This is a genomic window from Persicimonas caeni (assembly GCF_006517175.1).
GTDB lineage: Bacteria > Myxococcota_A > Bradymonadia > Bradymonadales > Bradymonadaceae > Persicimonas > Persicimonas caeni.
Genome location: NZ_CP041186.1, coordinates 3937471 through 3959364 on the forward strand (window position 1 = coordinate 3937471; position 21894 = coordinate 3959364).

At 63.8% G+C, this 21894-nt stretch carries 16 protein-coding genes; 10 read left to right on the forward strand and 6 right to left on the reverse strand.

The annotated features are described in order from the left end of the window. Positions 1 to 47: 47 nt before the first annotated feature. From pdxA to FIV42_RS14670, 3 genes are read right to left on the reverse strand one after another with little or no spacing between them, the layout of a single operon-like run. Positions 48 to 1076: a 4-hydroxythreonine-4-phosphate dehydrogenase PdxA gene (gene pdxA / locus FIV42_RS14660; protein WP_141198412.1), complete on the reverse strand. Its 1029-nt coding sequence runs from the start codon at positions 1074 to 1076 to the stop codon at positions 48 to 50. 23 nt (positions 1077 to 1099) lie between these two features. Further along, complete coding sequence (locus tag FIV42_RS14665) at positions 1100 to 2089, reverse strand: peptidylprolyl isomerase (protein ID WP_141198413.1); 990 nt, start codon at positions 2087 to 2089, stop codon at positions 1100 to 1102. After that, positions 2086 to 3153 (reverse strand): peptidylprolyl isomerase, encoded by a 1068-nt coding sequence (locus FIV42_RS14670; protein ID WP_141198414.1) that lies wholly within the window; start codon positions 3151 to 3153, stop codon positions 2086 to 2088. The genes FIV42_RS14665 and FIV42_RS14670 overlap by 4 nt, the downstream gene beginning before the upstream one ends. A 1033-nt stretch (positions 3154 to 4186) precedes the next feature. On the opposite strand from FIV42_RS14670, the gene FIV42_RS14675 reads away from it, so the two are divergent. Next, on the forward strand, positions 4187 to 4516 hold the full coding sequence (locus tag FIV42_RS14675) for a hypothetical protein (protein ID WP_141198415.1): 330 nt from the start codon (positions 4187 to 4189) through the stop codon (positions 4514 to 4516). 53 nt (positions 4517 to 4569) lie between these two features. Continuing rightward, positions 4570 to 6036, forward strand: a complete 1467-nt coding sequence (locus FIV42_RS14680) for an RCC1 domain-containing protein (RefSeq protein ID WP_141198416.1) — start codon at positions 4570 to 4572, stop codon at positions 6034 to 6036. 70 nt (positions 6037 to 6106) lie between these two features. On the opposite strand, the gene mfd is transcribed toward FIV42_RS14680, so the two are convergent. Beyond that, a complete protein-coding gene (gene mfd / locus FIV42_RS14685; protein WP_141198417.1) occupies positions 6107 to 9709 on the reverse strand; it encodes a transcription-repair coupling factor in 3603 nt (1200 codons plus the stop codon). 345 nt (positions 9710 to 10054) lie between these two features. On the opposite strand from mfd, the gene FIV42_RS14690 reads away from it, so the two are divergent. The 6 genes from FIV42_RS14690 to FIV42_RS14715 all read left to right on the forward strand — a co-directional run bounded on the left by FIV42_RS14690 (position 10055) and on the right by FIV42_RS14715 (position 15218). After that, complete coding sequence (locus tag FIV42_RS14690) at positions 10055 to 10270, forward strand: hypothetical protein (protein ID WP_141198418.1); 216 nt, start codon at positions 10055 to 10057, stop codon at positions 10268 to 10270. Positions 10271 to 10547: 277 nt separating this feature from the next. Then, positions 10548 to 10736: a Flp family type IVb pilin gene (locus FIV42_RS14695; RefSeq protein WP_141198419.1), complete on the forward strand. Its 189-nt coding sequence runs from the start codon at positions 10548 to 10550 to the stop codon at positions 10734 to 10736. Positions 10737 to 10919: 183 nt separating this feature from the next. Next, complete coding sequence (locus FIV42_RS14700; RefSeq protein WP_141198420.1) at positions 10920 to 11546, forward strand: A24 family peptidase; 627 nt, start codon at positions 10920 to 10922, stop codon at positions 11544 to 11546. A 131-nt stretch (positions 11547 to 11677) separates the two neighbouring features. After that, positions 11678 to 12796: a glycine oxidase ThiO gene (thiO, locus tag FIV42_RS14705; protein WP_141198421.1), complete on the forward strand. Its 1119-nt coding sequence runs from the start codon at positions 11678 to 11680 to the stop codon at positions 12794 to 12796. Between the two features lie 80 nt (positions 12797 to 12876). Then, positions 12877 to 13773: a PorV/PorQ family protein gene (locus FIV42_RS14710; RefSeq protein ID WP_141198422.1), complete on the forward strand. Its 897-nt coding sequence runs from the start codon at positions 12877 to 12879 to the stop codon at positions 13771 to 13773. A 413-nt stretch (positions 13774 to 14186) separates the two neighbouring features. Beyond that, positions 14187 to 15218: a sigma-70 family RNA polymerase sigma factor gene (locus tag FIV42_RS14715; RefSeq protein ID WP_141198423.1), complete on the forward strand. Its 1032-nt coding sequence runs from the start codon at positions 14187 to 14189 to the stop codon at positions 15216 to 15218. Positions 15219 to 15434: 216 nt separating this feature from the next. Here the strand turns inward: FIV42_RS14715 and FIV42_RS14720 are convergent, their stop codons facing one another. Together FIV42_RS14720 and FIV42_RS14725 are read right to left on the reverse strand one after the other, a co-directional pair. Further along, the gene (locus tag FIV42_RS14720) at positions 15435 to 16421 is read right to left on the reverse strand and encodes a PEGA domain-containing protein (protein WP_168210656.1); all 987 of its coding nucleotides are present in this window, start codon (positions 16419 to 16421) and stop codon (positions 15435 to 15437) included. A gap of 4 nt (positions 16422 to 16425) precedes the next feature. Next, positions 16426 to 18285, reverse strand: a complete 1860-nt coding sequence (locus FIV42_RS14725; protein WP_141198425.1) for a serine/threonine-protein kinase — start codon at positions 18283 to 18285, stop codon at positions 16426 to 16428. 217 nt (positions 18286 to 18502) lie between these two features. Between FIV42_RS14725 and ahcY the strand changes: the two genes are divergently transcribed. Further along, on the forward strand, positions 18503 to 20017 hold the full coding sequence (ahcY, locus tag FIV42_RS14730; RefSeq protein ID WP_222615465.1) for an adenosylhomocysteinase: 1515 nt from the start codon (positions 18503 to 18505) through the stop codon (positions 20015 to 20017). Positions 20018 to 20231: 214 nt separating this feature from the next. Beyond that, positions 20232 to 21767 carry a PAS domain-containing sensor histidine kinase gene (locus FIV42_RS14735; RefSeq protein ID WP_141198426.1) on the forward strand — a complete coding sequence of 512 codons (1536 nt, stop codon included), beginning with the start codon at positions 20232 to 20234 and terminating at the stop codon, positions 21765 to 21767. The last annotated feature ends 127 nt before the right edge of the window (positions 21768 to 21894 follow it).

Here is a 21894-nt window from a genome sequence, read left to right on the forward strand (position 1 = left end):
GGTAGCGACGCGCGAGGCGGAGGGGCCGCCTCAACAAGCAAGGGGCTTCACTTCTCGACCCGTTTCGCCATATCCACCGCCAGCTCGATCGCGTAGCGCATCGACCCTGCGTCGGCCACGCCCCATCCGGCGATGTCGTAGGCGGTGCCGTGGTCGACCGAGGTGCGCACCACGGGCAGGCCCAGCGTGATATTGGCCGACTCGCCGAAGTGCATGAGCTTCAGTGGGATGAGGCCCTGGTCGTGGTAGATGCACACCACTGCGTCGAAGGGCTGGCGCCCGCCGCGGTAGCGCGCGAAGAGGGTGTCGGCCGAGTAGGGCCCGGAGAGCTCGACGCTGTCGGAGAGCTCGTCGGCCAGCTTGTTGACCACCGGCCGGATGATCTCGCCTTCCTCCACGCCCATCACGCCCATCTCACCGGCGTGCGGGTTGAGCCCGCACACCGCGATATTGGGTTGCTTGACCCCGAAGAGCCGTTCGAGATCGGCGGCGGTGGTGCGAATGACTGCCTCCAAGCGGGGCGGCCTGAGCTGCTCGCTCACCCGCGAGATGGGCACGTGCGTGGTCACCAGCGCCACGCGCAGGCGCGGGCCGGCCAGCATCATGACGTGCTCGGGGGCGTCGAAGGCCTCGGCCAGAATCTCGGTGTGGCCCACCGGAGGCATGTCGATGGTGCGGAAGAGCTCTTTGGTCCACGGGGCGGTGACGATCGCGCCGATCTCACCCTCCTGGGCGGCGGTGACCACGCTGTGGAACGCAGCCAGTTGCAGCTGCGCCGAGCGCGCGTCGCGTTCGCCGAAGGGGATATGGGCGGCGTCGAGGTTGGGCAGGACGTCGATCACGCCGATGGCGCCCGGCTCGACGGTGTCGTCGGGGCCGTGCAGTGTGTCGAATTTGCTGATGAGCGGGGTGTAGCCGGTGACCGCCTTGACCAGCAGGCGGTCGGTGCGCTCGAGCACCTGACGGCTGCCGAAGACGACCGGCTCGATCCCGTCGGCCAGCGGCTCTTGGAGCGCCTTGAGGATGACCTCGGGGCCGATGCCTGCCGGATCACCGATTGTGATGCCGATCTTCATGGGGCCTCGTCAGTGGGCTCGCGCTAGTATCGGACCTGGACAAGCGAGCGCGCCCGCAGGTTCTGGAGGTAGGCTTGCAGCTGGCGCTCGACGGCCTTTTGTTGCAGCTCGGCGCGAAGCTGGGCTTTGCGCTCCTCGGCGGCGCCGTCTTCGCGGTACTCGACGTCTTCGACCTTGATGACGTGGAAGCCAAACTGGGTGCGCACGACGTCGGACAGCTCGCCCTTGTCGAGCGCGAAGGCCGCCTTCTCGAAGTCGGGGTCGAGGTCGCCCTGCGAGAAGGTGCCCAGGTACCCTCCCTGTTCGGCCGACGGGCCCTGGCTGTACTTTTTGGCGGCTTCGCCGAAGTCGGTGCCGTTTTGGACGGCCTTCTGGGCCTCGATGGCCTGCTTGCGCGCCTTCTCGAGGGCCTGGGCGGAGTCGTTCTCGGGGCGCACCAGGATGTGGCGCACCTCGATATACTTGGACTGGGCGCCCGAGTTGCCGAAGCGCTTTTTGTAGAGCGCGTCGACCTCTTCGTCGGAGACCGACACCTGGCTGCCGACCTTGACCTTGACCAGGCGCAGCTTGAGCAGGTTCTGGCGGATCATCTCGCGGTAGGCGTCGTAGGACATGCCGTACTGGCTGATCATCTGGCGGAACTGCTCTTCGCTCATCTGCTGTTGCTGGCGCGTGTAGGCCAGCCACTGGTCGACCTGCTCGTCGGAGACGCTCAAGTCGAGCTTGTCGGCCTCCTGCAACAAGAGCTTACGCTCGACGAGATCGTCGAGGACCTTGTCGTAGATCTGCTCTCGCTGCTGGGGATTTTCGAGCGCGCTCGGATCGATGCCGTTCTGGAGCATGAACGGCGTGGCGGCCTGCTTGAGCTCGTAGAACGTGACGATGTCGTTGTTGATGCGCGCCACGATGCGGTCGATGATCTCGGCGTCGGCCGTCGCCGGCGTGGCCACGGTCGCGAGGCCACCGGCGCTCAGGCAGGCGGCGATCAACAGGATGCGGGTCAACGTTTTCATGGTGTCGGTTTCGTCTCGTCAGGAACCGTATCGCTTCGCAGATTCTTCGGCGTCTCAAACGCCTCTTCGGTGCGTAGCGGGATATCTTCTGCGCGTCGAGTGCCCAGCTTCTCCGGCGCTTCGACGCCCTCGGCCACCTTCGGGTGGCGCTCGATCGTTGCTTTTTGTCGAAGCTCGGCGACGTAGTCGTCGACGAGCTGTTGCTTTCGTTTCTCGTACAGCTTGTTTCGAATCTCCCCCGACGCCTCCGCCAGCGGCGTGACGTGCTCGTCGCGTTCATCGAAGAAGGTAGCCAGCGCCCAGCCACCGTCGACCGCAAAGACCGGCGTCACCTGCCCCTGCTGGGCGAGTGCCCAGGCTTGCTCGGCGACGGCCGGGCGCTGCGTCTCGGTGTCCGGAGCCCCGACGAACCCGATATCGCCGCCCTCGCGGGCGACCGCGCGGTCGGTCGAGTAGCGCGCCGCCGCCTTGCGAAATTCGATGATCGGCTCTTCGGCGGTGGCCATCTGCTCGAGGATGCGACCGCGCGCCTTCTCGGCGTTGTCGCGCGTGTCGAACTCGATGAGCGCCACGCGGCGCGCCTTCGGCGTGTGGAAATCGTCGCGGTGCGCCTCGTAATACTGCTCGACGGCCGCCTCGTCGATGTCCTCCATCGACAACCGCTCGTGGATGACCTCGCTCAGCAGGCGCTCGGCGAGTGTGTCCTTCATGGCCGAGAGGACCGCGGCGCGCGTGCCCAGGCCCTCTTCCTCGGCCACGTCGGCCATCACCTCGAATTGGGCGATGCTGTCGAGGTACTCCTTCTTCTTCTCGATCGTCGCAAACCGCGCCCGCGCAAACTCGGGGAGCGCCTGCAAGCGCCGGTTGAACTCGCCGAGCGTGATCTCCTCGCCGTCAACGACGACGACCGGCTCCTTTTCGATCTCGGCAGTCGCCTTCGGCTGCTCGCTGCGGTCGATCTCGCCGCGAAGTTGCGCCTCCGAGGGCTTCTCGGGCGCGCAACCCGCCGAGGCGATGAGGGCCAGCGTGGTGACTGCCAGGTATGTGCGAAACCGCGATTTCATAAGCTGAGGCGTCTACTTCGACGGGCGGGGTCTGCCCCGTCCCGTTCCACCAACAGTGCTCGGGGGGCAATTGATTCCAAGCTATGGTCTAGCACCGATCGGCCGATCTGTGAAATGAAGGCAGGCTATTTGCGGCGAGGGCAAACGACGCCCCCGACAAACGACGAGTCGAGGGTCGACTCATCAACCACACGAGTTGCGAGGGATCGACCCTCAAATTGTCGTTTGCGCCGTCGTGCAGGCGCCTCTAATAGCGAGCGCCAAAACCCCGCAAGGCCACGGTTTATACGCCTCGTCGGGGAACCCGCCTCGTCGGGGAACCTGGTTCCCTGACGCCCGGGTTCCCTGACGCCCGGGGCGAGCGATATTACTTCGAGCCAGACCATCTTGGTCTGGGCAAGCGAGTGAAGCGAGCGCGCGCCGCGCCTTCTGCGGCGCCTCGGTAGCCCCGGGCGACGCGAAGCGAGTCCGGGGGAGGGCGCGCGAATCATCGAGGCGTGGGTGTCGGACGAGTTGCGACGTCTTGGGTTGTCCTATAGTTGCGTTTGGGGTGGTTGTGGCTCACCCGGGACTCCCTTCGCTACGCTACGGTCGCCCCGGGCTACCGAGGCCTCAGCAAACGACGCTTCGGCGCGGCTCCCGAGGGTCGCCTTAGGCTCGCAAACCCGAGGGGCGCCTTAGGCTCGCAAACCCGCACCAAATGGGCTTCGTCGGGGAACCTGGTTCCCTTACGCTGCGGGGCGCCTCAGGCGCACGAATGGGGTGTTGGCGACAACGGGAATCTACAGCCAACACGTGACATCGATTTCAGTGACCACGGATTTCCAGAAGGTCATCCCGTTCCTCATCAGCATAAGCTGACACCGAATAATCCCGAACTGGCACCGAAAGGCGGGATGAAGCGTGGAGAGCCCGAGCCTTTTGAGATGGACGAGTGACTGCAATTATCCGAGCGAGAAAGAGATGCAGACTTCACACCTACTAGCTAGTGCGCCGGCCGGATGAGTCCGCACAGGGCTTCCCGCTGTCGAGGATGGCAGATGCGTTGATTGAACTTGACTATCTGTCAACGAGTGACCAAGTGGAGCTCAGGCGGGTCTGGGGGGTTGGCGATACCGTATGTGAGTGGGAAGAAGCAACGGAAAGGTGCCCTTTATCCCTGCCGTTTTGGGAAGTCTTGGAAGTTATTCGTGACGAAAGCCAATGGTTTTATGACTTAGACGTCAGTCTTGCGTCTCGTCACTTCCGGTTCGGTGTTTTTGATTCTTCTTTTGTATATATCGAAGGCCCAGATCGCATGGTTCAGTCGCTGACCAGGTTCTTTCCCGGAGAGGAAAGCTTCAGTGGCGCGCTGCCGTTTTGAACAGTAATAGGTTTTATGCGTCCCAACCGGTACCGAGTGGATTGGAGACACCCTTGAAGTTGTTCGTCCGTAAGTGTTTTTGCTGCCTTTTTCTCGCCGTCTTCACAACCGCTTGCGGCGATGGCACTCCCAACCAAACCTCCGACGCCGGCGCATCCGTCGACGTCGACGCCGTCGACGTCGAGCATGACGCAAACGACGTCGGCGACGCCGGCCACGCAGACGCCGACACAGAACCCGGCCCCGTCTTCGGCGAAACCGTGAGCGCGGGCACCTACCACTCCTGCGCCATTCTAAACGACGGAGAGCTTCGCTGCTTCGGGTTGGGTGACGTGTGGGGCACCCACGAAGGTCTGTGGGACCTCGACCAGTCGGTCGAGCCCGACGGGGAGTTTGTGCAGGTGAGCAGCGGGACGCTGCATTCGTGCGGCATCAAAGCCGATGGCGCGGTCGAGTGTTGGGGGCATGGGCGCCTGCCGGGTCGCGCGGAGGCGCCGTCGGACTACGACTTCGACCAGGCGGTGCCGCCCGAGGGGACCTTCCTCGCCGTCGACGCCGGGCCCTACGCGACGTGCGGGGTTCGCGACGACCGCACCGTCAAGTGTTGGGGCTGGATGAGCGGGCCGGAGGACCTCGTCGACGGCGAGGCGCGGCAGGTAAGCGTGGGCTACGGCCACATGTGCGCAGTCATGAACAGCGGCGAAGTCGAGTGCGTCGGGTACGGCTCCGATGCCGAGGCTTCCGATGGGCAATACCACTTCGGCCAGGCGGCGCCGCCGGCCGGGGAGTTTGTGCAGGTCAGCGCCGGCCACTTTCACAGCTGCGGCGTAAGGCGTGACGGGACGGTGAGTTGTTGGGGGCTTGGGAGCGACGCGGAGGTTCGCGAACACGATTTCGATCACGATCAGGCGGTCGCGCCCGAAGGACGCTTTCGGTGGGTCGCGGCCGGGCGGGCGCACTCGTGCGGCGTGCGCGAGGATGGCGACGTCGAGTGTTGGGGCTTTGGCGCCGAGCCCGGCCCCGCGGACCTGCGCGACAGGGGGCACGCCGACGCTCGGCAGGGGCCGTTCGTGGAGGTCTCCACTTGGAACTGGCATACATGTGGGCGGCGCGAGAGCGGCGAGGTCGAGTGTTGGGGCAACAACGGCCTCGGGCAGGCAGATCCCGATAGCGAGTACGGCGCCGACGGCTGCGAGCGGGTCGACCACGGCGACTACGGCATCTATGGGTGCAGTCCCCTGTGCCAGACCGGCTGTGGCGAAGGCCAGGCGTGCATCCTGACGTGGACGCACGACGTTGGCTACCTGACGAGGTGTACGTCACCCGGGATCAACGCTCCGGGCGAGATGTGCAGTCCCTCGGCTGGTCTCTGCGAAGCCGGGTCGGGGTGTATCACCGACGGGGGGCTCGAGGGGACGTGCCGTGCGTTTTGTCGCAATGACGGTGATGCCGAGCCGCAGTGTCCGTCTGGTTATCGTTGCACGGGCTCGGTGTCGATTGGGACGTGTCGGCCGAGGTGACGGGGAACGTGCTGTTTTGTCACACCACTAGAAGCGCTGCCTCCAAACGACATCCCTGTTCGCAGCGACATCACACCCCGGCGCGATACGTCAGCAGCTTCTCGACGAACGCGCGGGTCGTCTCCAGCGGGCGGGCCGACTCGTCGGGCTTGAGCGAGTAGATGAGCTTCATCTCGTCGGTGATGCGCAGGCGGCCGCGGGTCTCGTGGATGAAGTCGACGACCTTCTCGGGCGCCAGCGTGGTCGACTCGTCGAGCTCGACGCTGATGGCGCTGGGGCCGGTGTCGAGGCGGCGGGCGCGAAGCTGGCGGCAGGCGGCCTTGACCGCGATGATGTCGCGCAGGTTGCGCACCGGCTCGGGCGGCTGGCCGAAGCGGTCGGCGAGCTCTTCGTAGATGTCGAACAGCTCGTCGCGGTCGCGGGCGAGTGAGAAGCGCTTGTAGAACATGAGCCTGAGCGAGGTCGCGTCGATATAGTCCGACGGGATATACGACTCGACGGGCACGTTGACCTCCGGCTCGATATCCTCCTGGACGTCGTCGCCGCGAAGGTCGTTGATCGTCTCCTCCAACAACTCCGTGTACAGATCCAAACCGACGGCCTGGACGTGGCCAGACTGGTCGTCGCCGAGCAGGCTGCCTGCGCCGCGAATCTCGAGGTCGTAGGTGGCGACCTGGAAGCCGCTGCCGAGTTCGGTGTGCGTCTGGATGACCTCCAGGCGCGCCTGGGCGTCCTTGGGCAGCGTGCGCGTGGGTGGAATCAGCAGGTAGGCGTAGGCGCGCTCGGTGCCGCGGCCGACGCGGCCGCGAAGCTGGTAGAGCTGGCTCAGGCCGAACAGGTCGGCGCGGTTGACGATGATCGTGTTCGCGTTGGGGATATCGAGCCCACTTTCGATGATCGCCGAGCAGACGAGCACGTTCACGTCGCCCTCGATATACGAGAGCATGACGTCCTCGAGCTTCTTCTCGGACATCTGGCCGTGGCCCACCGCAATCCTCGCCTCGGGGACGAGCTCGCCGATGTGGGCGGCCATCTCGTCGATGGTCTTGACGCGGTTGTGCACGAAGAAGACCTGCCCGCCGCGCGAGATCTCGCGCATGACCGCCTCGCGGATGACGCTGTCGCTGAATTTGGCGACGTGGGTCCTGACCGCCAGGCGGTTGTGCGGGGGCGTGGCGATGATCGACAGGTCGCGGATGCCCAGAAGGCTCATCTGCAGTGTGCGCGGGATCGGCGTGGCTGTGAGCGTGAGCACGTCGATGTTGTTGCGCATCTTCTTGATCTTGTCTTTGTGCTTGACCCCGAAGCGCTGCTCCTCGTCGACCACGAGCAGGCCCAGGTTCCGGAACTTGATGTCTTGCGACAAGATCCGGTGGGTGCCGATGAGGATGTCGACCTTGCCCTCTTCGGTGGCCGCGATGATTTCCTTGGCCTCCTTGGAGGTGCGAAAGCGGCTCAGCGCCTCGACGCGCACGCCGAACTCCTCGCAGCGCTCGCGGAAGTTCAGGCGGTGCTGCTCGCACAAAATCGTGGTGGGTACGAGCACGGCGACCTGCTTGCCGTCCATCGCTGCCTTCATCGCCCCGCGGATGGCGACCTCGGTCTTGCCGAAGCCGACGTCGCCGCAGACCAGCCGGTCCATGGGCCGCTTGGAGACCATGTCGGAGAGGGTCTCCTCGATGGCGCGGGCCTGGTCGGGGGTCTCCTCGAAGGGGAAGGCGGCTTCGAACTCGCGGTAGAAGTCGTCGGGCGGGCTGAAGCTGTGGCCCTTGGCCATCTCGCGCTGGGCGTACAACTTGAGCAGGTCGCCGGCGATCGCCTTGATCTGATCTTTGACGCGCTCTTTGGTCTTGTCCCAGCTCGTGCCGCCGAGCTTGTCGAGGCGGATACTATCGACCGCCTTGCCGATATATTTCTGGACGCGCGCCAGCCGGTGGACCGGGATGTAGAGCTTGTCGCCGTCGTCGTACTCGATGTTGAGGAAGTCGTTGCCAATCCCCTCGACCTCGAGGTGGATGAGGCCGTGGTACTTACCGATACCGAAGTCGACGTGGACGACGTGGTCGCCGGGGGTCAGGTCGCGGAAGTGCGAGATCTCGGCGTGTTCGGTGACCGACTTCTTCGAGTGGGTGGCCACGCGTTGGCCGAAGACCTCTTCGCCCGACACCAGGCACAGGCCGAGGTGCTCGGAGCGAAACCCGCCCGACAGGTCGGCCTTGTAGACCTCGATGAGGCCGGCCGGCGGCGGCACCGGCTCGGTGACGTCGATGGGCGGCTCCAGGTCGAGGGCGTCTTCGCCGTAGGTCTTGAGCAGCGAGACGAGCCGGTCGACCTGGCCGGCGGTGCGGCAGGCAAAGCAGATACGCCCGTAGCGACCCTTCCACTGGCCGATATGCTCGACGAGCTTTTTGACGGTCTGCTCGACGCCGCGCTTTTCTTTGCGCAGGCGCACCACGTCGGTGTTCGGGCGGGCGCGAAACTCGAAGGAGTCGTCGTCTTTGGGCAGCCGGAAGGCGAGTTCGCTTTCGACCGGCTGCATCGCCACGCGGCGGATCTCGAGGCGCGTCGAGCGCTTGCGCACCCAGCTGACCATCGAGTTGGCCTGGCGAAAGTAGTCGTGCAGGTCGAAGACGAGTTCGCCCTTTTCGAGGGCGAGTTTGCGCTCTTCGCGCCGGTTTTCGACCAGGCGCTGGGCCTCGTCGAGGAGCGTGTCGGGGTCGACGACGACTACGATGGCGTCGTCGGGCACGTAGTCGAACAGGTCGGCGCACTCGTCGTGCAAGGCGGGCAACAGCGCGTCGATGCCGATGAAGTGCAGGCCGGCCTGCAGGTCGGCGACGACCTCGCGGATCTCACGGCTGGGGAACTGCAGGTCGTTGCCCAGGTCGCGAAGCTTGCGTCGGGCCTGTTCGACCGACGTCTCGTCCAAGATCTCCTGGCGCACCGGAAAGATCTGGCAGTCGAGGCGCTCGTCGACGGTGCGTTGGGTCTCGGCGTTGAACGTGCGGATCTCGGAGATCTCGTCGCCCCAGCGCTCGATGCGCAAGGGGTGGGCCTCCGAAGGGACGTACACGTCGACGATGTCGCCGCGAATGGCGTAGGTGCCCGGATCTTCGACCACCGGCACTTCGGTGTAGCCGCAGTCGGTCAGGTAGACGCGAAGCTCCTCGTTGGCGATCTCGTCGCCCAGCTCGAGGGTGCGCGACATGCGCCCGAGCGAACTTACCGGGATCGTCTTTCGCATCGCCGCCCCAATCGGGGCGACGGTGTAGCGCGGCGGGCGCTCGCCGGTGAGTTTGTGCAGCGTGCTGAGCCGGCGCATCATCAACTTGCGCTCCGGCGAGGCGTTGTGGAACGGGCCGACGTCGAACTCGGGGTAGTGGGCCACCTCGTCGGTAAACGGCGCGTCCTCCTCGATGATCCCGGAGGCGAACAGCTCGAGGTCGGTCGCCACCCGGCGCGCGTCGGCCGGCGCCGGGGTGAGCACCACCAGGGGGCGCTCGAGGCGACGGCTCAGGTCGGCCAACATGCACGCCTTGAGCGAGCCGGTCGCCCCGATGACCTGCAGGTGCGAGTGTCCCGCCTCGATGCGACCGACGAGCTCGGCGATCGGGTAGCGGCTCTCGAAATGCGCCTCGGCGCTCGCGGGAAGCGTTTGTTGTTCGTCGTTCATGAGGAGGGATCGAGTGATCGAGGGACCGAATGATCGAGGTAACTACAACTGCGTCACGGCAACTGCCCAACTACGACGCTGTCAGGGGAGATCTGGACGATTTGGGCAGAAGTGTCAATTGGCAGCCTCATACGAAGGCGTGGGCGCGGCCCAAAATTTCCCGGCGGCGCGAAGCTTGCAGGCTTTCTGGGGCAGAGTAGAAGAGGAGTAGGCAGGCCCAGTGGTGTTGTGGGGACGTCGTTGTTGATCCTGCAAACCGTGTAGGGTATCTTGGCCATGGACACGATCCAACTTAGACAAGGCGAATCGCCCGGAGCTTCGGCGCCGGGAGAAGCCGGCTCGACTATGAAAGAGACCAACAAGCTACAGCGAGTTCGCCAGACAGTGGTCGATGCACTCGACAGCTTCCACCGGGACGACTCCGGTGTGGCGATGACCGAGTACATCATCGTCTTTACGCTGATCAGTTTCGGGGCGACCATCGCCCTGATCGGCACCGCCGCCTATATCAAGGCCTACCGTGACTTCATGGTCTGGTGGCTGGGACACCCGGCGGTGTAGGGATTGGGGTCGCTAGTCCTCAAAGGTGTGACAGCATGTCACACCGCGAGGTGGCGACTCGAATTTCCCCGGCGAAAAACCGGTCCTCGTGGCCGCCGCGCCGGGGAGATGAGCCGAATCCAAACTTTTTTCTAGAGTTGGATCGGAAGTTGCTTCATAACTGAGTGTACTGAGAACAGTCGCCTGCGGAGGCGGCAGATTAGGCAGAACGTCAACGGACACAGAGAGACAGCGCGCTCGCTGGGTCGATATTCACCCCCCTGGAGGAGGTAAGACAATGGAAGCTCTCAAGAACCTGCTGGTCGCATTTCACAACGACGAAGACGGCGCTACCGCTACCGAGTACATCATCCTTCTGATTCTCATCGCTTGCTTCGTCATCGCCATCGTCAAGGTGTTCGGTGAGACGGCCAGCTCGAAGTTCAACGAGGCCGAGAACGCTGTCGACACTCAGGTCACGTTCTGAGTTAGGCTCGTAATCTACGAGCGCCTTCGCAAGGCGACAGAACACGGGCTCGCGTGCCTGTCATGAGCACGGCGAGTCGCGTGAAAGAGTGAGGCCGGGCAGCGCAACTGCGCGCTGCCCGGCCTCGTTTTCTTGTCGCTCCTCCCTTTGATGCGACCGCTCCCCGTTGTATAACCACGAGCCATGAAGACGATCGTCCAATCCGAGCTGTGGGTTCAACTCATCATCTTCGCCCCCTTGGGCGCCTTTCTCGTCACCGCGGCGATCATGGACGCGGTCTCGGCACACAACGACGAGGAGGGCAAAGGGCGCATCCCCAACAAGTTGAGCTACTCGTCGGTGCTGGTGGGGCTGGTCTGCCACACCGCTGCCTTCGGCCTCGACGGCCTGTTGGCCGGACTCCTGGCGGTGGTGGTCACCTTCGTCATCGGCATCTTTCTGGCCGCCCCGGGCTGGCTGGGAGGCGGTGACGTCAAGCTGTTGATGGGCGTGGGCGCATTTATGGGGCTGTCCGGCCTGGGCGAGATTCTCTTCTACGCCGTCTTCGCCGGCTCGGCTCTCGGGCTGGTCAAGGCGCTGTTCACCGGCTACCTCAAAGACATGATCGTGCGTATGTTCCGCTTCCTGCGCGGGCTCTATCGCATGCTCGTCTACAAGACCTCGATGGTGCGCGAAGACCTGGAGACCGACCCGCGCTCGCGCATGCCCTTTGCGGTGCCGATTTTGGCGGGGGCGATTCTGGCGTATACCGAGGCAGTTTATGGCTGGCCGGGGTTGTTGAGTTGGTTTTTGAGGCCGTTTGGGGGGTGAGGGCCTCACCCTCGGTCCCTCTCCACTCCACTTCGTTTCGTGGAAAGGGAGGCCTCTCCTTGGTCCTCTCCTTCCCTTGCTTCGCTGCGGGCGGAGAGGAGAACGCTGCCGAAGAGTCGGGAGTTCTGAGTATGCAAACCACACAAATTGCAGTTGTTGGAGCCGGCATTGCCGGCTTGGGCGTGGGCCTCGAGCTCGTCGAGCGCGGCTTCGAGGTCACCATCTTCGAGCGCGATGAGGTCGGTCGCGGGGCGAGCTGGGCGGCGGCGGGCATGCTCGCGCCGACCGCGGAGGTCACCTTCGAGGAGGAGGCGCTTTTGAGGCTCGGCCAGAAGAGCCTGGCGATGTACCCCGACTTCATCGCGCGCCTCGAAGAAGCCAGCGGCATGGACGTCGACTACCGCGACGAGGGGACCTTGATGGTTGCCCTCGATCGCGATGACGCCGAGGAGCTCCAGCGCGTCCATGATTACCACCGCGAGCTCGGCCTCGAGGTCGATAAATTGAGCGCCGACGAGGCGCGCGAGCTCGAGCCGGGGCTGGTGCCCAACCTGCACTCGGCGCTGTATATCCGCACCGACCACCAGGTCGACCCGCGCCGGATGACCCGCGCGATGGCCAAGGCCTTCGAGCGCGCCGGCGGCACGCTGCACGAGCACACGGCGATTGCGCGCGTCGAGTGTGGCGAGCGCGTCGAAGCCGTGGTGACCGACGCGGGCGAGCGCATCGCCTGCGAGACGCTGCTCGTGGCCGCGGGCGCTTGGACGCGCGGGCTCGAAGGCATCCCCAGAGAGCTCTTGCCGCGCGTGCGCCCGGTGCGTGGGCAGATGCTCTCTATCGACCTGGGCGAGCCGCCACTGTGTGAGCGTGTCATTCGCGCGCCCGACGCCTACCTGGTGCCCAAATCCGACGGCCGGCTCATCGTGGGCGCGACCAGCGAGGAGATGGGCTTCGATCCCCAGTTGACGGCCGGCGGCGTCTTCGAATTGCTGCGCGGGGCGTGGGAGACGCTTCCGGGCATCTACGACCAACACCTGCTCGACATGTGGACGGGTTTTCGCCCGGTGACCCTCGACAACTTGCCGGTGCTCGGCCCCTCCGAGCTCGACGGGTTGTGGTTTGCCACCGGCCACGGCCGAAATGGCATCTTGCTTACCGCAGTCACCGCCGAGTGCCTGGCCGAGGCGATCGCCACCGGCCATACTCCCGACGCGTTGCAGGGCTTTACACCCGCGCGGCTTGCGAGGTAGCCGCCGTGCGAGGTAGTGTGCCGCCGCTGTACCCAGATTCTTTCGACCGCCTTTGCGAGCAAGAGACAGGAGTAGAACCGATGGCGAAGCGAGTGGTAGCGATGTTCGCTGTCGCAGCAACGGTGCTTTGGGCCGGCCAGGTCCAGGCGCAAGAGCAGGCCGAAGCCCCCACCGGCGGGCCCACCTTCACCGAGGGCGTGCGCCCGAGCGGTATGGGCCTGGCGTATACGGGCGTGGCCACCGGGGCCTCGGCGATCTTCCACAACCCGGGCGGCATCGCCAGCCGCATGATGTATCAGGTCGAGGGAACCTACGAGTACAACCCGGCCGGGTCGGTGCTCAACGCCTCCATCGTCGACAGCAAGACCAACCCGGACATCGCCGCCGGCGTGAGCTACAGCTACTTCTTTGGCCGCGGCGACTACAGCAACTCGTCGGGGCACTCGGCTCGGCTGGCCGTGGCGTTGCCGGTGCTGCCCGAGCGCATCTCGGTGGGCCTGGCCGGACGCTACCTGAACGTGCACGTCGAAGATGTGCAGGTCGTCCACACGGTGACCGTCGACGCGGGGATCTTGTTTCGGGCCACCGATCGCATCCAGATCGGTGTGGCCGGCCAGAACCTGGTCGACGTGTGTGACCGCGACGATCTCTGCGGCTCGGTCGCCCCGACCACCATCGCCGGCGGCCTGAGCTTCGGCGACGAGTCGAGCTTCATGCTCGCCGCCGACGGCGGCATCGACCTGACCTCCGATCCGGAGGAGGTCCAGCCCTTCTTCGAGGTGGGCGCCGAGTACTTCGCAGGCGGCACCGTGCCCATTCGACTGGGCTTCCAGCGCCAGCAGTTCAGCGACCAGAACTTTTTGACCGGCGGCCTGGGCGTGCGTCTGCAGACCGCCGGCCTCGACGGCGGGTTTCGCATGGACCTGAACGACACGGACAACTTTTATGCCAACGGGTCGGTGTCGATTTACTTCTGAAAAATTCCCCTCCTGCTGTAAGTCCGAACCCTCCACAATCGATCGTTGAGTTTTGCCCTCAGATCTCTAGAGTCGACTTCGCTACACGTCGCCGAGCACCACGGTGCTTCCCGCTCAGATGTGGTTCTGAGGGCGATGGTGGTTGACGGGCGGAAAAAGGTGAGCATTTTGCATTGATATGCCTGCATATCTTTGAAACCTGCCCACCGCCAATGCATCACATGGAATGCCAGAACTGCGTATGACGTTTCCGGCTATGTTGTATGTGATGGATTGTGACCGAGAGCAGTCCCACTCGTTGTACCAAATGTGAAAAGCAAATTAGCACGCGCATCCCCACAGGCGCTCCGCAGTGGAGCCGTGGCGATGGGTGGCGCTTTTCCTCCTTATCTCGAACGAGGGGCGTACCAGACATGACAACCGAACGAATTCCAACGAGCGAAGAAGCCAACGTCGAAGTGATCCTTGGTCAAGAGGATCAAGGCGTCGATATACGAAAGGAGCGCTTGGACGACGTCTCCAAGATCTTTGGTGACTTGAGCCTGCCCCTGATGAAGGGGAGCAAGGTACCGGAGATGACCGCCAAGACCGATCCGCTGACGGTGTATCTGGCCCGACTCAACTACGTCGAGCCGCTGCCGGCGGAAAAGCAACAGGAGTTGGCCGAACGCTTCGTCGAGCATGGCGATCTCAACGCCGCCAAAATGCTCATTTTGACCAACCTTCGGCTGGTGGTGAAGCTGGCTAGGGAGTACCAGCGCCGCTGGACGAACCTGCTCGACCTGATCCAGGAGGGCAACGTTGGCCTGTCCGAGGCGGTCAAGCGCTACGACCCGTATCGAGGGGTCAAGTTTACGAGCTACGCGCAGTATTGGATCCGCGCGATGATCCTCAACTACCTGATGAACCACCTGCATCCGGTCAAAATCGGCAGCTCGCGCGCCGGACGCAAGTTGTTCTACAACCTCAAGAAGACGCGTCGACAACTCATCAAAAAGGGCCACGAGCCCACCCCGCAGCTGATCGCCGACTACCTCGACGTCGACCCCAAAGAGGTCGTGAGGGTGGCCGCGCAACTCGACGCACCGCCGGTCTTCTTGGACGCACAGGCCCCGGGCCACGAGAAGACCACCGTCGGCGAGTTGATGGAGTCGGACACCATCGACCCGGAATCGGCCTGCGCCGAGTACGATCTGTCGAGTCAGATCCGCGACGCCATCGAGTCTTTTGGTGCGAATATCGAAGACGATCGCGAGCGCGCCATCTGGCACGAGCGCATGATCGCCGAAGAGCCCAAGAGCCTGGTGTCGCTGGGCGACGAGTGGGGCGTCTCCAAGGAGCGCATCCGCCAGGTCGAGGTGCAGATCCGCGAGAACTTCAAGCAGTACCTGCTCGGCCGCCTGGGCGACGACGTCCAGATCGACTGGCTGGAGTCACTCGGCTAGGAACTCAAAAGCGTAGGCCTTGCAGAGCTGCAACGCCTGCTACTAGGGGCGAGGGCTAGAAGACGCCCTCGCGGAACAGCCATTAGAGAGTCGTGCAAATAACCACATAAGTGACAACCGTACGGCTCCCTAGCGGTCCGCGCCGCAGTGCAGGCGCCCCTAATAGCAGGCGCCTCGCCTCTGCAAGGCGTCACTTTTCACAAAGTCCTCCCTCTCTCAAAACTCCCAAATCACCTGCACCGACGACCCATCCGCCCCGATCGCCGGCGTCACCGCAAAGGCCGTGTCGTCGTCCTCGACGGGCGCCTGCGAGTAGGCGTCGTCGTTGAGGTACCACAAGGTGGCGGCGGTCAGCCCGCCAATGGCTAGCGCGCCGCCCACCCAGGTCATCGCACCGTAGAATTGCTTGTTCTCGTGGGTGGCGTTGTAATCGGCCGGTCGCGGCTGCCCTTCGGCCTTCAGCGCGTTGTAGTACTCGAGCTGGTCACTCGCCTCGGAGTATTCGTCGTAGCTCAACCAGGCGCCCACGCCCGACAAGACGCTCGCACCGGCCAGGAGGAGCGGCCCGGTGGGAAAGAAGTAGTAGGCGTCGTCGTCCTCGAGCTTCGCCTCTTTGGCCAGCGAGTAACTCAGCGACAGGGTCTCGCCTTCGGCCACCTCGACGGTCTCCTCGACCGTTTTGTAGCCTTCCTTTTTGACGATCACTTTGTAGGTGCCCGGCGAAATGGGAACCTCCAGGGGCGTGGTGCCCGACGCACCGTTGACCGTCTCGTTGATGTAGACGGTGGCGACGGCCGGGTTCGACTTGATGCGCAGCACGCTCTGCTTGTCGGCCAGGCGCTTCTCGAGGACCTTGATCGTCTGCTCGATGCGCCCGCGCTTTTTGGTGTCGGGGCGCTCCTGCAAAAAGCTTCGGTAGAAGCTGATCGCGTCTTTGTCGTTGCCGAGCTTCTCGTGCGACAGCGCAATCCGGTAGAGCAGGTTCGGGTGGGCGTACAGTTCGTAGGCGTCCTGAAAGTAGCGCAGCGAGCGTTCGAACTCGCCGCGTTCGTAGGCGGCTTGGCCGGCCTCCATCAAGCTCGTCAGCTCGCGCTTTTCCGACGCCGACAGCTTTGGGGGCGACTGCGCGTAGAGGGGCCCCGGGCAGACCAACCCCGCAGCAACCGAGAAAACCAACATCGAGCAAAGGGTTTTGGGTACCATTGGGCTACTCGGCATTCATCAAGTTCTGGAACTGCTGATCGAGGTTCGGCTCGGTCTCGGGTTTCGGCGCGGGCTTTGGTTTGGGTTTTGGTTCCAGCTCCGGCTCCGGTTTGGGTTCCGGCTCCGGCTTCGTAGCCGTGACCGTCTCCGTCTCCGGCTTCGTCTCCGGCTTCGTGGCCGTGACCGTCTCCGTCTCCGGCTTCGTGGCCGTGACCGGCTCCGGCTCCGTCTCCGGCTTCGTGTCCGTGCCCGGTTCCGGCTCCGTGCCCGTGCCCGTGACCGTGACCGGTTCCGTCTCCGTAGCCGTGACCGTCTCTGTCTCCGTGCCCGTGACCGTCTCCGTGCCCGTGACCGTCTCCGTGCCCGTGACCGTCCCCGTCTCCTCACTCGACCGATTCAGACTCAAGTAGACTAGCACGCCCGCCGCGATCACCAGCACGACCATTATTGCCGCCGCAATCCTCGTCAGCGTTTTCGTCGACAACGCTGACTTTCTGGCCGGGTCGGTCTCCGCCGCAGACGCCGCCTGCGCAAACTCCGCCGACGCCTCGACTTCGTCGGTGCGCCCGTCTGCGACCTGCGTGCGCACGCTGGGTCCGTCGGACGCGGGCGCCGCCTTCCCCGCGCCCACGGCCACCCGCTCGGCGTTCGGCTCGGTCGTGGCGCGCGTCATCGGTGTGGTCGGCGCGGCCTCCTCGAAGACGGTGTCGTGGGGCATCTCGTTGACCAATTCGTCACTGTCGAGCGCTTCGGTCGGGGCGAACTCGTCGCTGTCGGCGTTGGGAAAGAGCGCCGATTCTTTGACCAGCCCGAGCGTGTTGCCCGGGGTGCCGCCGGTGTTCATCGCCGGCAAGATCCAGGCATCGAAGTCCTCGGGCGTCTCGAGCTTGTGGTCGACACGCACCGGCTCGAGGCGCAACTGGGCACGCAGCGCGTCTATACGCTCGCGCACTTCGCGCGCCGAGGCAGGGCGCGCGCTGACCTTTTTGGCCATCATCTCGATGACGAGCGCCTCGAGCTCGTCGGGCAGCGCCCCGCGCGGCACTCGCTCTAGCAGTGAGGGGGGCTCCTCTTGGATGTGCTTGAGCATCACCTGCAGGCTGCTGTCGCCGCGAAACGGCGGCTTGCCCGAGAGCATCTCGTAGAGGACGACCCCCAGCGAGTACAGATCGGTGCGCGCGTCCACCGGCTGCTCGCGCGACTGCTCGGGCGCCATGTAGGCGGGCGTGCCGCAGATCATCCCCGTCTGCGTCAGTCGAGTGTCGCCGCTGAGCGCCCGCGCGATGCCAAAATCGAGCACTTTGGCCTGCAGAGTGCCGTCACTTCGTGCGCCCAGCAGCAGGTTTTCGGGCTTGAGGTCGCGGTGAATGATGCCGGCGGCGTGCGGTTCGGTCAGCGCCCCCAACACTTGGTAGGCGATCTCGAGGGCGAAGTTGGCGCGCAGCCGGCCGAGCCGAAGCAGATCGCCCAGGCTGACTCCCTCGACGAGCTCCATGACCAAGTAGAGCAGGTCGCGCTGAGCGTCTTGGCCGAATTCGATGAGCCGCACGATATTGGGGTGGGTCAACCCGCTGATCAGTTTCGCCTCGCGGAAGAACCGCTCGATGGCGACTTCGCGCTCGACAAATTCGGCCTTGAGCACCTTGATGGCCACCTGGCGGCCCACCGAGAGCTGCTCGCCTCGGTATACTGCGCCCATGCCGCCCTGTCCGATGAGCTCGTCGATACGAAAGCGCTCGTCGAGGACGACCCCCAGCAGCGGGTCTTCGCCAGGGTCGAGCCGATACAAACGCGTGCCGTCATCAGGGCATACCCCCACCGAATTATCGTAGGTCGTGCGACACTCGGGGCAGTACATTTGCATCAAAGGAACTGGCTAGGTGGATGAGGTGTGGCTGGGTCATGCTATTACGCCCCTGCCGGCTGGGTCAATCTGGACGTCAGGTACCTTCCATTGACCTTGTGTGTTGAAACGATTAACAAAGTTGGCTGTTCACAGCACGGGGCAGTGAAATGTTGCCCCCCAGCGGCCCGTTTCTGGAAACGTGGTCGCGCGCAAAAGCTTCAAGGAGATCTCCGATATGACTAGTTCCGTTGTCGATATGCCGAAAGGCTTCATGAATACAGGGTTGCCGCTCTTCTCTGACCTCGAGTACAAGGTCGCCGAGATGAGCCCCGAGATGGTGCGCTTTGGCCGCAAAGAGATCGAGTTGGCCGAAGAAGAGATGCCCGGGCTGATGGCGCTTCGCGAGCGCTACGCCGATTCGCAGCCGCTTGCCGGCGCGCGCATCATGGGCTCGCTGCACATGACCATCCAGACGGCCGTGCTCATCGAGACGCTCGTCGCGCTGGGCGCCGAGGTGCGCTGGGTGTCGTGCAACATCTTCTCGACCCAGGACCACGCTGCCGCCGCAGTCGTCGCCGGTCCCGACGGCACCGCCGACGACCCCAAGGGTCCGGCTGTGTACGCCTGGAAAGGCGAGTCCATCGAAGAGTACTGGTGGTGCACCTTCCAGGCGCTTCGTTGGCCGGACGGCGAAGGCCCGAACCTGATCCTCGACGACGGTGGCGACGCCACCATGATGGTCCACCTGGGCGAAGAGTACGAGCGCGCCGGAAGCGTGCCGTCGGCCGAAGACGCCGACACCAAGGACGTTCAGGTCGTGCGTACGCTTCTGGCCGAGGTCCAGGGCGTCGAGGCGTCGATGTGGAGCGACATGGCTCCGGGCATCAAGGGCGTCAGCGAAGAGACGACCACCGGTGTGCACCGTCTGTACCAGATGAAGAAAGACGGCACGCTGCTGTTCCCGGCGATCAACGTCAACGACTCGGTCACCAAGTCGAAGTTCGACAACATCTACGGCTGCCGCCACTCGCTGGTCGACGCGATCATGCGCGCCACCGACGTGATGCTCGCCGGCAAGCGCGCGCTGGTCTGCGGCTACGGTGACGTGGGCAAGGGCAGCGTCGAGTCGCTCATCGGCCAGAAGTGCAAGGTCGCCACCAGCGAGATCGACCCGATCTGTGCGCTGCAGGCCACCATGCACGGCCTCGACGTGCTCACCGTCGAAGACGCCATCGAGCGCGACTTCGACATCTACGTGACGGCGACCGGCAACAAGGACGTCATCACCGCCGAGCACATGAAGCAGATGAAGCACAACGCCATCGTCTGCAACATCGGCCACTTCGACAACGAGATCGAGATGGCCGGCCTCGAGAAGATGCGCGAGACGGGCGAAGTCGAAAAGATCGAGATCAAGCCGCAGGTCCACGAGTGGCGCTTCGAAGATGGCCACTCGGTGATCATCTTGGCCGAAGGCCGCCTGGTCAACCTGGGCTGCGCCACCGGTCACCCCAGCTTCGTCATGTCGGCTTCGTTCACCAACCAGGTGCTCGCGCAGATGGAGCTGTTCGAGAACGCCGAAGACTACGGCACCGACGTCATCACGCTGCCCAAAGAGCTCGACGAGGAGGTCGCTCGACTCCACCTCGACAAGCTCGGCGCCAACCTGACCGAGATGACTGAAGAGCAGGCCTCCTATATCGGTGTGGCCAAAGAAGGTCCGTACAAGCCGGACTACTACCGCTACTAAGTCGCAACGCGTCGGATAGAAGTTCGAGACCCCGGGGGCCGGTCAGGCCTCCGGGGTTTTTTTGTGGCGTAGTTGTTGTCGTGCCGAAGGCGAAGATGGGAAACAAAGCGCAGGGCATCACCGAAATGTTCTTCGCGTCTCGTTGTTACCCAGAGTAGACGTATGTGCTAGGCTTGGCACGGTGCCAAGCAGTCGCCGCCTGTGGAGTAAACGCATGAAATTGGACAAGAAAAGCCTCCCTGCTGTCGCAAGCCTCGAAGATGGGGAGTCAGTACAGCTGCTGCAGGCTGTACAGGCGGCGGCGCGATTGGGCTACTGGATTTGGACGCCCGAGAGTGGAGAGGTGGTCTTGTCCTCCCACCTGTGCGAGATGCTCGGGCTCGAGCCGCGCGAGGTGGTGCTGAACGACCTCGAAAAGTGGCTCACCTTTGTGCATCCCGACGATGACGAGCGCGTGGCTCGCAGTCTCGAGAGCATCGTGGCAGACGTGGCCGCACCGTTCGAGATCACCCATCGCTTGGCGAGTTCTGACGAGACGGAGTCACGCCACATCCGTCTGCGCGGATGGCAGACCTTTTCGGGCGCCGACGGCCAAGAGCGGTGGGTCGCATCGGTGCAAGACGTCTCCGAAGAGATGCGCGAGAGCGAATTGCTGCGCAACGAGCATTACTGGCTGGAGACGTTGATCAACGCCGTGCCCGGCCTGGTCTGTATCAAGGATGCCCAGGGGCGTTGGATCTTGGCCAACGACTATGACCTCGAACTCTTCGACCTCGAGGGCGTCGACTACAAGGGCAAGACCGACGCGGAGTTGGCTGAATACTCCGACTTCCATCGCGATGCCCTCCGCGGGTGCATTCGCACCGACGAGATCGCCTGGCAAAAAGGGTCGTTGAGTCGCGGGGTCGAGCGTATCCCTCGCAGCGATGGGACCACGCCGGTCTTCGAGACGGTCAAAGTGCCTGTCTTCGATGCCGAAGGACGCCGCAAAGGATTGGTCGTCGTCGGATACGACATCACCGAGCGTGAACAAACCGAGCGGCTCAAAGACGAGTTCCTCTCGATGGTCAGCCACGAGCTGCGCACACCGCTGACACCGATTCGCGGCGTGTTGGGCCTCTTACAGGCACACCCGCGTTGCACCGAGGAGCCCCAGCTCGCCGACATGATCGTGCTGGCCCAGCGCAGCTGCCAGCGCTTGCAGCGGTTGATCGAGCGTCTGCTGACTTTTCAGACGCTCTCGTCCGACGGGGAGCGCCTCGAGTGTCAGTCGTACAACCTCGATGATGTGGTGCGAAGCACCATCGCAAAGAGCACTCATCTGCAGCGAAAATATGATTTCGTGCTGGAGCACCAGTGCAGTGAGCAGCCGGTGTGGGTTTGCGCCGATCGCCATTATCTCGAGATGGCTCTGGGCATCATTCTGGGCAATGCCGCAAAGTTCTCTCCACCCGGGGAGACGATCGAAATGACGGTCGGATGCGATGACGATACCGCGTATGTGAGCGTGACCGATCGCGGCCCGGGCATTCCCGAGGAGGACCTCGAGCGGATCTTCGAGTCGTTCGTCCAGGTCGAAGGCGGCCCCTCACGTCCTTACGAAGGTACCGGCCTCGGATTGACGATCGCGAAGATGGTCGTCGAAGTACTCGATGGAGAGATCTGCGTCGACAGCGAGGTCAACCGAGGCTCGACATTCACCATCAAATTGCCTCTCATCGAAGCCCCTCCTCTGACCTTCGAGAAATAAGCGTAGCGGGCTGGCCTATTTTCTTGGCTTAGTGCGTGAAAACCGTCATACAATAGTAAATTTGATTAGAAGTTTGTTGACTATGAGGTACGTACGTGGTTGACTGCCCCCGATCCAAACAAGCTGT